Consider the following 12,746-nt stretch of genomic DNA (forward strand, 5'->3'; position numbering starts at 1 on the left):
CGTCGACGGAAGCGGGGTCGGCAGAGATGGTGGACGACACGAGTTCGTCGCCGTCGGCGCGGTCCTGGACCACTGCGCTGGTGCTGGTGTCGATCGTCGCTCTCGCGTTCGTGGTGGTCGGGCTCGTGCTGCCGTCACCCGATCCCGAACTCACGACGACACCGCCGCCGGCGTCGTCCGGGACCGAGCAGTCCGATCCCGCTGCCACCGAGGCGCCGACGGTGGTCGACGAGCCGGTCGACCCGAAAGCACCGATCCCCGGATGCGACATCGTGGAGGTGCCCGAGGAGTCGGGCTACACCGCGTTCACCGGAATGGGGCCGCCGCCGACATACGACAATCCGGAGTTCCCGTGGTTTAACGGACCGAAGGCGACCGCGATGTCCACCGCGCTGGCGAGAGCGCTCCCGGCCCGGGCCGAGATCGCCTTCGCGAGCCCGCGGCAATCGTTCATCTTCCAGCCGATCACCTCTTTCAAGGCCCCGGCCCCGGAGCCCCGCGGGTCGACGTACGCCGGGGGTGAGCTGATCAACGGAAATGCGAGGGGCTCGGTGTCTGTCGATGTACAACGCTCGTCGCTACCGATTCCGCCCTGTGTGGCAGGGCAACTCGATGAACGCCGCACTCTGCGCGACGGCGTGGTGGTCGACGTCCACGACACTTGGCAGGAAGTGGACGGCGTTCGCACCCTCAGCAAGACGGCCCGCGCCTACGTGGCCGACGGAACCTGGATCACCGCGCGGGCCAGTGACTCGACCGGTGCGAACCAGCAAGACCGCAGCGGCTCGGTGCCGTTGTCCATCGACGACCTGGTGCGCATCGTCGACGACCCGGGACTTCGCGTGAGCACCCCGGTCGCCCCGGGTACACCGACACCGATCGAACACTGTGAGAGTCCCTTCGAGTCGTACAAGGGCACTTCGGTCACGCGTGAGGAGGCGCGCGAACTCGACGCGGTTCTCGCCACCGTCGATCTCGGCGGCGCGCGGTTGCCGCCCATGGTGCCGGTGGGTTCGCCCGCGGAGGGCATGCTGTGCACCGGTGTCGCGGATCTCGGGGATGGTGTGGCCATAGACATCACGATCATCGGTGGCCAGCCGAGGCCGTCCGCAGAACGCCCGGTTCCGGGCCGGGGTAGCCAGAAGACGCTGCGAGCCCTTCCCGATGGGACCCTGGTGCAGACCGACGTCATGTGGCAGTCGAGGTCGTCGACGACCGACCCACGCGAACAGGTCCGTGAGACGACCCATTCCGTGGTGGTGACCCGCCCGACGGGCACCCGCGTCTCGGTCAGTTCCTCGGCAGCCTCGCCGACCGAGCCGCTGCCGATGAAAGAGCTCGAGAACATCGCGTTGACACCAGGATTGGAGCTCTGACGATGCCGGCCCGGAGTACCTGGACACTGGTCGTCGCGGCGGTGGTCGCGGTCGTGACGGTCTCCGCGGCGGCCGTGGTGTGGGTGGACCGCGTTCCGTCGACGGTCAAGAAGATCACCGGAACCATTGCGGGAACGCCTGGTCTAGCCTGGTCGCTCGATCCCGCCGAGTCGCTGGGTCGTCCGTTCGCCGCGTTCGCCGACCCGCGCGGAGGAACCGCGTTCGCCGCAGGCGAGCCGGGGATGATCCGGTCCGGCGACACGCTTCTCACTGTCGTCGGCACCCCGAATGAGGGGACGACCCTCGGTGATCCCCTGATGATCGGCATCGACGCGGGCAGCGGAGACGTGCGCTGGCAGGCTCCCGCGCACGATCTCGTCAGCTGCAGTGATGTTCCGCTCCACGGCAAGATCTACTGCCACGCCCTTCAGAAGGACCACGAACTCGTCAGCTACGACATCGACTCGGGTGACTCGACACGACGCACGGTGTCCGAGAGTATCTTCGCCATCGCGACCACGTCTGACGCCCTGTACGTCGCCGAGGGCAGCGTCGAGGAGAACGACGTGCGAGTCCACTCGGGCACCTTCGACGACGTGTCGGCTCACTGGACCCGCCAATTCGACGTCGGTGCCTCCTATGAGGAGGTGTACAGCAGCGAGGCGCTCACCGTGATCGATGGTGTCGGGCTCGTGCGCACCGGTGGCGACGTCGCCCTGTTCGATGCCGGATCGGGCGCCGAATTGTGGAGTAACGGAACACAATGCGTCAGAACCTCGTCGCTGCTGCCGGGCGGGTTCCTCGTCCACGCCGACACCGGCTGCGAGTCGGCCGGCAATGCGGCCGAGCAACTGCTCAGGGGGCCGGACGGGAAGGTGGTCGCGTCGAGCTCGAATCCCACCGTCCAACGGCCGGGGTACGAGTCCACGACCGACTCCGACCCCGTCCTACTCGGCGACTCGGCCTACGACCGCGCCACCGGCGACCGATTGTGGACGAACAGCGACCTCATATCGCGCGACACCAACGCAACCGGAGCCGTGACCGCGGTCGCCGGCGGCGTTGTGTACGTGACGGACAGCACCGCCCGCAGCGACGGTGGTGTCGACCTCAGAACCGGTAAACGTTTGTGGCACAGAGCGTGGCGCGACGATGCTTCTGCCGGCGTGAACCCAGATGGCTATCGCGACCGTCTGTTGGCCGGCAGTGATGGCGTCACCCTCACCGCTGTCGACGTGACCACCGGCGAGATCGCGTGGAGGGCACCGTTCCTCGCCATCGATTCCGACCCGGATGCGTTCGTCACCGGCACAGCACTCGAGCCCTACGGCGACGGGTGGATCTTCTCGTCGGACCGTCGAATGATCAGGCTCGCGCCCCTCTGAGTCACATCTGGGCCGAGATGACCTCGACCGCGTCGTCGTCGGCGAAGACGATGGCGTGATCGTCGGTCGAGATCGCCCAGCGGCGTAGGCGCGCGGTGTGCTCGTCGTCGATGCGGGTTTCGATGGTGGCGTTGCCGGCCAGGTCCGCGAAGTCGTCGACGACCTCGCCCTCCCTGGTCGAACCGTCGTCGAGCGTCACTCTGACCCGGGCCGCCACCGCGACCTCGTCCGGGGCCTCACTGTCAGCGCCGTCGTGGTCGACCGACTCGTTCTCCGTTGTGCTCATCCGATTGTCCTGTCCCCCTCGGGGTGGCCTCCGACGGTGAACTGCTCCGCACGCCGGTGGCACACCGTTCGTGCGCATCATCTTATCAAATGAGGCCATTGACAGTGTGAATGTTGTGCGGGACGTGCTGCACGTGCGACGGGGCCGACCCAGCGTCTTGATTCGACGCCCCGGCAGTGAGTGTCCGTCGTGTGTACCGAATCGTTTGCGGCGCAGCGCGATCGGGGTGTACGTGGCGGCCGGCCAAAATGCGGATCGCCAGAGTCCGCGGTATCGGACTCTGGCGATCGATCAGGCAGTCGTCGACTGGATCAGTGGGCGGCGTTGTACGCCTCGACAATGTCGTTCGGAATCCGGCCGCGAGCGGAGACCTCGTAACCGTTGTCGGCCGCCCATTCCCGAATTGAGGCATTCACCGACGAACCGGCCCCGCCGGAATTGGTCTTCGTTCGTGCGGATGGTGACCGCCGACGCCCACCGACTCGGGTCGACGCCTTGAGCAATTTCGCGACGGTCACTTTTCCCTGCTCGATCTTGTCGAGATTGGTCGAGGACACGTCTAGTTCGTAGTCGACGCCGAGCCACGACCACGAAACCGTCTGTGCGTCTTGGGGATCGAGTTCGCGACCGTCAAGATCGTCGACAAAGGTCACTGTCTGTATTTTCGACACACTGACCACGGTAGTCGAAAGACGAGGCGGATTCATGGACGTCTGCATTCCCGGTGTCGGGAGTCACTTCGGATATAGAGCGACAAGTCCGTCGAATGCGGACTCGTCCGCTCAATTCAGGCCGGGAATGCTGAATCGAGGTGCTTCGGGACGCGGAATCGTGGAGGTGGCTCGCGACGGCTCCGCAGTTCTCGACGCCGACGGCCGGGTTGATTCGCGTTTCCGGGTCACGCCGACTCGCGGAGTGGGGTCGGTTGTCTTCCGTCGGTTCGCCTCGGCGCCCAACCCGCTACCGGTGGTGTCGTCGACGCGCAGGCACATCGACCGGATCACATGGTGCGCGGTCACCAGCCCATAGGTCATCGGCAGTCCCAATACGGTCACCAGCAGGCGGGTCGGACGCAGTGGGCTGTCTCCGAGGATGGACGGCTCGACGACATTGCCGACCTCACGGATCAGGTGCAGCGCGAGTTTGTACGCGTAGTGCGCCGCGGTGATCGGTTTGCTGACGGTGAGCTCGTCGAGCGACACGGTTTCCCAGGGATCCGCGCCGTGGCCGAGGTTGTGTCCGATGCCGAGCAAGATGTCGAGCGGGGCGCCGCCGAAGATCGGGATCAGGGAACCGAAGAGCGAGACGCCCAGTTCCCCGACGGAACGATCCTCCGCCGGGTCGAGCGGGATCAGGTTGTGGTGGACGCGGATTCCGCGCATGACGCTCAGGATTCGCGTCGTCTCGCCGCGAATCCTGGCTGCATCGGCGGGGTTGTTCTCCTGCGCCTGCGCGGACACGTAGCGGACCAACCGGCCGAGCGTGAGGGAGCCGATCGGCGTGCAGGTCTCGACATCGGCCAGTGCGAGGTGGTCGGCGATCTCGGCCACCATCGGCGGGATGGGGATGTCGAAGCGGACGGTGTCACTAGGGCGTCCCGCCTGGGCGCGCTGCTCGTCGGTCACTCGTGCGACGCATTGGTCGAGAACGGTCTTCGCCGTGGCGCGCAAGAGGGCCTTCACCGCGAATTCAGACGAGAAGACGAAGGCGGACAGCAGCCAGTTGTACGTGACGAACTGCGCGAGGCCGTCGGCGTCGGTGCCGGCGAACGGACTGCCGAGGTCCGGTGCCGACCCGACGAGGAGCCGGGCCGGGATCAGGACGGTGGTGAACATGTACAGCCACACCGTTTCGACGGCCTGGATCACGGTGATGTTCCCGAGCGGGATCGCCTCGGTGTGCCGGCCGTCGCGGATCTTGAGGAGGTTCGAGACGAGAAGCTGCGAGATCGGGTCGCGGTAGTCGAGGGCGGGATCGTCGTCGTCGGCACCGAGGGTGAGCGGATGCTCGGTCACGGCGAGGGTCGAGATGTGCAGCCTACGCATGTCGCGATGCGCCGCAGCCCGGCTTGCGCGCGCGGACGCCTGCAACGAGGGCGGCAGGATGTCGTAGACGGCCTCGAAGATCGACTCGTACACGACCGACAGGGTGGTGAAATCGCCACTCGCGCAGCGTGTCTCGGCGCCCTCGAGTGACTTCGGCGTCGGCAGCAGGGGGTGGGTCAGGGTCTCAATGCGTTCGAGGCGTTCCGGATAGGTCTCGGTTTCCGGGTCGACGGTCGGGGTGAGCTCGTGGACCGGCGTCGCGCGCAGCGGAGCTGCCGAGAACGGTGCCGTGCTACCGACGATCGCGGCAGTGCTCGTCCCGGCCGCCAGAGTGGGCAGCGACATCGTCAATGTGAACACCGCGACGAGTCGCAGTACCCATGGCTGTACGCGCCGTGCTGCATTGCCCCGACCTGAACTCATGCACCCACTACCCGAATAGTCGTCTGGTACCCCGGCGAGGAGTGTCGGCGCCCGCCGCCATCACGGCGTCGTGCGCGACCAGAGCAGTCCGCGAAGGGGAAGTTAGTCGAACGAATCTTAAGGTGCGCGGCGCCGGTCCGCGCACCGGGTGGACGGGAAGCACTGTCGGTGCGTCGTGCAACGATTTCGAGGTGAGACGTCGAGCGGCATGGTTGTCGGTGATGATCGCCGCGGTGTCGGTCGTCGTGGGACTCGGTGCCCTGTTCGTATCCGGGACCGACACCGGATCGGGAGAGGTGCTCCGCCCGTCGGCTCCGCCCGTCGGCTCGTCGACATCTGCGCTGCCGTCACCAGGGGTCCAGACGTCGGTACCCGGCGTCGGTCAGGCCCTCGCCGACCTGGCAACTCTCCAGGTGAAGGGGCGTGCCCCCAAGACCGGTTATGCCCGGGCGCGGTTCGGCAAGGCGTGGGACGACGCGGTCGACGTGCAGTTCGGCCGCAACGGTTGCCGGACGCGAGAGGACATCCTCCGCCGAGACCTCACCGGGATCACGGTCCACGACGACGGGTGTCGAGTTCTCGCCGGCACGCTGGCCGACCCGTACACCGATACGACCATCCCGTTCACCCGAGGACAGGAGACGTCGGCGCTCGTTCAGATAGATCACGTCGTTGCGTTGTCGGACGCCTGGCAGAAGGGCGCGGCGGACTGGGCCGCGGGCAAGCGCATCGAGTTCGCGAACGATCCGCGGAATCTGCAGGCCGTCTCCGGGACCGTGAACCAACGGAAGAGCGACGGCGACGCCGCCACGTGGCTCCCGCCGAACAAGGCGTACCGATGTACTTACGTCGGCCGGCAGATCGAGGTCAAGAAGTCGTACGGACTGTGGGTGACCCCGGCCGAACGCGACGCCATGCGGCGGGTCCTCGCATCGTGCTGAACCCGTCGGGCCGGCGGTCGGCGGCCTCGTCGGTAGCCTTGGCGACCGTGACCGCCGACCAGGGACGACCCCAGCCATCCGACGACGCCGCCGGCCATCCGCTGACCGACGACACCGTCGTCGCGGCGCTCGGTGCCGATCTGCGGTCGGCGGGGTACACGAACGACGGCGTCACCGGCCTGCTCGGCGCCGACGCGCACGAAGCGCTCGTGCGGGGTGTGTGGTGGCCTGCGCTCGCCGCCACGCGCGACGCCGCAGGCGAGGACGGTCGGCTGGCCACTCTGATCCGCTTGTTCCTGTTGGGTTCGGACGAGCCCGAAGACGCTGTCGCCGCGTCGTTCCCGACGGCCGGAATCGACGCGCTGATCGCCCAGGGGGTATTGGTCCGGGTCGATGGGTCGCGGGTTCGCGCGAACCTCGACATCCGGCCGCACGCCGACGACACCCGCGACTACCTCGTCGTCGCCGATCAGGACGCCGCGATGCGGCCCGGACCCGTTGCCCGCGACCACGTCCTGGGGATCGGCGGTGCGTCGATCTCGCTGGCCCGAGCGGTCATCCGTGAGCCCGTCCGTCGCGCGCTCGACATCGGTACCGGGTGCGGCATCCAGGCTCTGCATCTCGACGCCCACTGCGAGCAGATCGTGGCCACCGACACCAACGACCGAGCGCTGGCGCTGGCCGCGGCAACGGCCCGCCTCAACGGGATGTCGTGGGATCTGCGCTCGGGCAGCATGTTCGAGCCCGTCGGCGGGGAACGCTTCGATCTCATCGTGTCGAATCCGCCGTTCGTCGTCGGCGCCGGTGGCCAGGATTACATCTACCGCGATTCCGGGGTCGTCGGGGACGGGCTCTGCGAACAACTCGTCCGCGAGCTGCCCGCGCATCTAAATCCTGGTGGCATCGGCCAGATCCTGGCCAACTGGATCATCCGCGACGGCGAACCGTGGGAGGAGCGCGTCCGGTCGTGGCTCGCCGGCACCGGACTCGACGCGTGGGTCGTGCAGCGCGAGGTCGCCGACCCCATCAGCTACATCTCCCTGTGGCTGTCCGACGCCGGTGAGGACGAGTCCGACGCCGCGCAGCGGGGAGCGGAGTGGCTCGAATGGTTCGAGACCAACGGCATCGTGGCGATCGGGATGGGCTCGATCACCGCCCGGCTTCCGATGCCGGACGAGAACCGCGCTCCCGACGTCGTGGTCGAGGAGATCACCGGCGCCGGTGAAGAGGTGACCGGATTCGAGGCGCAGGCATTTCTCGCGCGACGGCGCTACCTGCGGGAGACCTCCGACGGCCGGCTGCTCGCACAGCGGCTGTCGGTGGCGCCGGTCATGCTCGAGGAGCACTCGCTCCCGGGTGACGAGGGCTGGCAACAGGTGTCGGCCGCGGTTCGCCGGCCCGGGGGTCCCGGCGCAGTTCTCGGCGTCGACGAGATCTCGCGCGCCCTGCTCGCCGGTTGCCGGGGACAGGTGCCGCTGGGTGTCCTGCTCGAACTCCTCGCCGACTTCCACGGCGTCGATGCCGACGCCCTGGCCGAGGTCGCGCTGCCTGTCGTCCGTGAGGCGATCGGCCGGGGGATTCTGTACGAAGCGACCTGAGAGTGGTTGCGGGGGGAGGTGGTTTCGACTCGGCTCCTCGCTTCGCTCGGTGCCGGCTCAACCAGCAGGGGAAGCGCCTCGACCTCGATGCGCTCCTTCGTCGCTTGCTCGGCCCGGCGGCTGCGCTCGGTGCCGGCTCAACCAGCGGGGGGTGGCGCCGGCTCAACCACCTGGGGTGGCCGGGAACGTCGCGTCGAGCGCTGCGGCGAGGTCGGCGATGAGGTCGTCGGCGTCCTCGAGGCCCACCGAGAATCGTAGATGGCCCCACTCGCGGAAGGGCTCCGGGTACGCGGCGACCCGCCGCCCGTCGGCACCGACGTGGACGATGAGCGATTCGTCGTGACCGAGTGACACCGCCGAGGTGATCGTCGTCAGCGCTGAGACGAAACGGTTCTGGGTGGCCGGATCGCCGCGGACCGCGAAGGCCATCATGCCTCCGAAGCCGCGACCGCCGAACTGTCGCGCGGCCAGGTCGTGTTCGGGATGCGACGACAGTCCCGGGTAGCACACGTAGGCGATGCGCGGGTCGTCGTCGAGGAAGGCCGCGACCCGCTCGGCATTGCGTTGGTGCTGAGCGAATCGCAGTGGCAGGGTGATCGCACCGCGGGCGATCAACCACGCGTTGAACGGCGAGATCACGCCGCCGACGTCGACCATCGCCTGCTCCCGGATCTGCGCGATCAGGTCCGGTCGGCCGAGCACGGCGCCACCCATCGCGTCACCGTGACCGTTGATGTACTTGGTCAGCGAGTGCACGACCAGATCGGCGCCGTCGGCGAGCGGGCGGTACAACACCGGTGGGGTGAAGGTCGAGTCGACGAGCAGCAGCGCTCCGGTGTCGGCGGCGATCTGTGCGAGAGCGCCGATGTCGGCGACCTTGGTGGTCGGGTTGGCGATCGTCTCGGCGATCAGCATGCGGGTGGTCCCGGGCCGCACGGCGGCGCGGGTGGCATCCAGGTCCCCGACATCGACGAAGGTCGCCTCGATCCCGTACTTCGTCGGCAACAGGTCCGACCACAGTTTCCACGTGGCCTCGTACGTCGTGTCCGACACGACGACGTGGTCACCGGCGGACAGGAGGGTGAAGAACACGGCGTGCAATGCGGCCACCCCGGACGCGAGGACGACGGCGTCGTCGGCATCTTCGAGTGCGGCGAGCTTGTCCTGCAATGCGACCTGGTTGGCGCCCGTGTTGCGCGTGTAGAACAGTTGCTCGGTGCCCGACCAGCTCATCGCCTCGGGTTCGGGCGGCAGGTGATACGAATTCGCCATCGTGATGGGAGTCCGCACCGACGGACCCGACGCGTCGTTCCCGGCGTGGACGCTGCGTGTCATCTCACCTGTCACGGATGAACTCCCATCGGTTCGTCGATGCGTGACCCGGCCGGGTCCATCACGTCCCGATCCATTCCGGACAGGTCGTCGGACACCACACCGGCCGACAGGTCGTCGACGACCGGTCCCGCAGACCGAGTGGCGTCCGGTTTCTCGTGCGTGGGTACTCCGGGTCCGGATCTGGGGGCGACCTCGGCTCGGCGTGGGCGGACGAGGTCGACCACCCGTACCGGGAGCTTGTGCAGTTTGTCGATGTGGGCGACGTGGCGGAACTCGGCCCAGCCCCAGCAGGCGGCGAACACCAGCAGCGCCACGGCGTCCATCGTGACCGAGTTCCATGGGCGGTGCGCGATGTGGATGGGGACCACGACGAGGGCGATCGCCTGGATCACGTAGGAGTCGAGGCTGCGGGTCCCGGTCATGACCAGAGGTCGCAGCCAGTCGTGGTGCCACCACTTGAGCAACAGCCGGAAGAGCCCGTAGATGGCCGGGATCGCGAGATACGCGCCGATGGCCCGGGCCGGTCGGAAGTCCAGCTTGTCGGCGACGTAGGGCTCGAGATGCGCCCAGGGGCCGTGGTCGATGCCGAAGTGGAAGAACAACGCCACCGCAAGGGCGACGACGACGATCGCGACCAGCCACCGGTCGACGAACTCCGGGACCTTCCAGGTCGACCAGTTCCAGCCGATGACGAGCGCGGGGACGAACATGATCTGCCAGCCGGCGACGTTCTGGATGTGCGGGGCGGCCTGGTAGGCGCTGAGGTAGAACCAGCCGGGGGAGTAGATCAGCGAGAACACATAGAGACCCAGCGAGGCGGCGAGGACCCAGATCCACCAGCCTCGGCGCAGCAGCGGGAAGAGTCCGAACGCCGAGATCAGCAGGACCATGTACAGGAGCAGGATGTTGCCGCCGCTCGGCAGGTACTGCATCGTCAGCGCGAGCCGGATGCCGTCGGCCCAGCCGTCGACCGGCAGCAAGAGCGTCAGCCAGCGATGACCGGCCAGGGCCGCGGCGACCGCGACGAGCGCGATGACCAGCTGGCACAGATAGAGCACGACAATCCGCTTGGCCAGCCGCCGGTAGGCGAAGGCGAGTCCGTGACGCGCGACCCACCGCTGGTAGACGAGGCCGAGGACGATTCCCGACAGCATCACGAACGCGGACATGCCGTCCACGTAGGGATAGGCGTGCGTCGGGGTGGCCAGCGTGGACTCATGCGCGAAGTGCGCCGTGATCATGCTCCAGATCGCCACCCCGCGGGTGGCATCGATGGCCAGGTCTCGTTTCATTGACTTGCACGATAGACAGCGCCGCGGCCCGGGGTCATCCCGGGCCGCGGCGAGTCGTGCTGAGAGATTCGCTCAGGTGTAGAGGTCGGCGATCGCTTCCTTGTGCGCGTCGTGGATGACGTTGCGCTTGAGCTTCATCGTCGGGGTGAGCTCTCCGGTGTCGATGGTGAAGTCGGTCTCGAGGATGGAGAACTTCTTGATCGCCTCGGCGTTGGAGACCTTGGTGTTGGCCTCCTTCACCGCGGCGTCGATCTCCGCCTTGAGGTCGGCATTGTCGACCAGGTCGGAGACCGGGGTGTCGGCCGGCAGCCCGTGGCGCTCGAGCCATCCGGGAACGGCCTCGGCATCGATGGTGATGAGTGCCGCGATGAACGGCTTGTTGTCGCCGACGACGAGACACTGGCTCACCAGGGGATGCGCCCGGATGGTGTCCTCGAGTTGGGCGGGGGAGACGTTCTTGCCGCCGGCGGTGACGATCAGTTCCTTCTTGCGGCCGGTGATGAACAGATAGCCGTCGTCGAGCGTGCCGATGTCACCGGTGTGGAACCAGCCGTCGCGGATGGCGTCGTCGGTGGCGGCCTGGTTCTTCCAGTACCCGCCGAACACGACGGGTCCTTTGAGCAGGACCTCGCCGTCCTCGGCGATGGCGACGGTGACGCCGGGGATCGGTCGGCCGACCGAGCCGACCTTCTGGTTGTCCTCGTTGTTGGCCGTGACCGCCGCGGTGGTCTCCGACAGCCCGTAGCCCTCGTACACCGGGATGCCGACGCCGCGGAAGAAGTGACCGAGACGCGCGCCGAGCGGGGCGCCGCCGGAGATGGCGCCTTCGCACTGGCCGCCCAGGGCGTCGCGCAGCTTGCCGTACACCAGCTTGTCGAAGACGGCGTGGCGGAGCTTGAGGCCCAGTCCGACCTTGCCGGCCTCGGTGGCCTTGCTGAACTCGATCGCGGTGTCGGTCGCCTTGTCGAAGATCGAGCCCTTGCCGCCGTCGTAGGCCTTCTGCTTGGCGGAGTTGTACACCTTCTCGAACACGCGGGGCACCGACAGCACGTAGTTCGGTTTGAACACGCCCAGGTCGGCCACGAGGTTCGTCAGGTCGTTGGTGTGTCCGAGGATCACGCCGTTCTCCACGCACCCGACGGTGACGACCCGGGCGAAGATGTGGGCCAGTGGCAGGAAGAGCAGCGTCGACTTGCCCTCGCGCATTCCGGCGCCGACCGCGTCCCGGGTCGCGGCGGTCTCGGCGAGGAAGTTCGCGTGTGTCAGGACGACGCCCTTGGGACGGCCGGTGGTGCCCGACGTGTAGATCAGCGTGGCGGCGTCGGACGACAACGCGTTCGCCTGACGCTGGTCGAGATCGGCATCGGCGATCTTCGCGCCGCGCTTGGTGACCGTGGGAAGCGCGTGGTCGTCGATGACCAGGGTTTCCTTGAGGGTCGCTGTCTCGTCGATCACCCGGAGGTGGCGGGTGTAGTGCTCGTGGTTCTCGACGAACAGCAACGTGGCGCCGGAGTCCTCGAGGATCCACTGGACCTGGTCAGGGGCCGAGGTCTCGTAGATCGCGACGGTGCAGGCGCCGGCGCGCCAGATCGCGTAGTCCAGGACGGTCCACTCGTAACGGGTCGAGCAGAGGATGGCGACGCGGTCCCCGGCCTGCACGCCCGAGGCGATGAGTCCCTTGGCGACCGCGTCCACCTCGTCGGTGAAGTGCTTGGCGGTGACGTTGACCCATTGATTGTGTGAGCGCTTGCGGAAGAGCGGCATCGTGGGGCGCTCGGCGCGGTAACGCAGGATCGTGTCGACGGTCGTCGCCTTGTCGTCGATCGTCAGATCAGACGGGGTGGCGTACTGCTGCTGCATGGCACTCCTGAGACGGGAGAACAAATGGACATTCCGGACATCGGTATGCGTGTGACCGGGACCGATGGCCGGATGAGTGGCACCGACAGTACCAGTATTCGTGGGATGCATCACACCGGTCGGCGATCGTGGTCCGTGCCCTGCTCAGGGGGCTGATGCGACCCCGGCAAGCCGCGATGCCGACATTCTGGTGCAGGGCCATTAC

10 protein-coding genes are annotated in these 12,746 nt (G+C 67.4%); 4 read left to right on the forward strand and 6 right to left on the reverse strand.

Annotated features, from left to right (window positions below; translation table 11 throughout):
- Positions 1-26 precede the first annotated feature (26 nt).
- Positions 27-1,376 carry a hypothetical protein gene (locus tag MHN80_RS16620; RefSeq protein WP_239402693.1) on the forward strand — a complete coding sequence of 450 codons (1,350 nt, stop codon included), beginning with the start codon at positions 27-29 and terminating at the stop codon, positions 1,374-1,376.
- Between the two features lie 2 nt (positions 1,377-1,378).
- The gene (locus MHN80_RS16625) at positions 1,379-2,761 is read left to right on the forward strand and encodes a PQQ-binding-like beta-propeller repeat protein (protein WP_239402694.1); all 1,383 of its coding nucleotides are present in this window, start codon (positions 1,379-1,381) and stop codon (positions 2,759-2,761) included.
- Position 2,762: 1 nt separating this feature from the next.
- On the opposite strand, the gene MHN80_RS16630 is transcribed toward MHN80_RS16625, so the two are convergent.
- The 3 genes from MHN80_RS16630 to MHN80_RS16640 all read right to left on the reverse strand — a co-directional run bounded on the left by MHN80_RS16630 (position 2,763) and on the right by MHN80_RS16640 (position 5,437).
- Entirely contained in the window at positions 2,763-3,047 is a 285-nt protein-coding gene (locus MHN80_RS16630; RefSeq protein WP_239402695.1) for a hypothetical protein, read from the reverse strand.
- Positions 3,048-3,358: 311 nt separating this feature from the next.
- On the reverse strand, positions 3,359-3,754 hold the full coding sequence (locus MHN80_RS16635) for an Lsr2 family protein (protein WP_172622052.1): 396 nt from the start codon (positions 3,752-3,754) through the stop codon (positions 3,359-3,361).
- Positions 3,755-3,829: 75 nt separating this feature from the next.
- On the reverse strand, positions 3,830-5,437 hold the full coding sequence (locus MHN80_RS16640) for a hypothetical protein (RefSeq protein ID WP_239402696.1): 1,608 nt from the start codon (positions 5,435-5,437) through the stop codon (positions 3,830-3,832).
- A gap of 299 nt (positions 5,438-5,736) precedes the next feature.
- Between MHN80_RS16640 and MHN80_RS16645 the strand changes: the two genes are divergently transcribed.
- Positions 5,737-6,456, forward strand: coding sequence for an HNH endonuclease family protein (locus MHN80_RS16645; protein WP_239402778.1), 720 nt, complete (start codon positions 5,737-5,739; stop codon positions 6,454-6,456).
- A 47-nt stretch (positions 6,457-6,503) separates the two neighbouring features.
- Positions 6,504-8,054 (forward strand): methyltransferase, encoded by a 1,551-nt coding sequence (locus MHN80_RS16650; protein WP_239402697.1) that lies wholly within the window; start codon positions 6,504-6,506, stop codon positions 8,052-8,054.
- A gap of 162 nt (positions 8,055-8,216) precedes the next feature.
- Here MHN80_RS16650 and MHN80_RS16655 read toward each other — a convergent pair whose 3' ends face one another.
- From MHN80_RS16655 to MHN80_RS16665, 3 genes are all read right to left on the reverse strand, one after another.
- Positions 8,217-9,389, reverse strand: coding sequence for a PLP-dependent aspartate aminotransferase family protein (locus MHN80_RS16655; RefSeq protein ID WP_239402698.1), 1,173 nt, complete (start codon positions 9,387-9,389; stop codon positions 8,217-8,219).
- Positions 9,390-9,397: 8 nt separating this feature from the next.
- The gene (gene opgC / locus MHN80_RS16660; RefSeq protein ID WP_239402699.1) at positions 9,398-10,681 is read right to left on the reverse strand and encodes an OpgC domain-containing protein; all 1,284 of its coding nucleotides are present in this window, start codon (positions 10,679-10,681) and stop codon (positions 9,398-9,400) included.
- 72 nt (positions 10,682-10,753) lie between these two features.
- Positions 10,754-12,541, reverse strand: a complete 1,788-nt coding sequence (locus MHN80_RS16665) for a long-chain fatty acid--CoA ligase (RefSeq protein WP_101818619.1) — start codon at positions 12,539-12,541, stop codon at positions 10,754-10,756.
- Positions 12,542-12,746: the final 205 nt, after the last annotated feature.

It is taken from the genome of Gordonia sp. McavH-238-E (genome assembly GCF_022348225.1).
In the GTDB taxonomy this organism is placed as follows: Bacteria; Actinomycetota; Actinomycetes; order Mycobacteriales; family Mycobacteriaceae; genus Gordonia; species Gordonia terrae.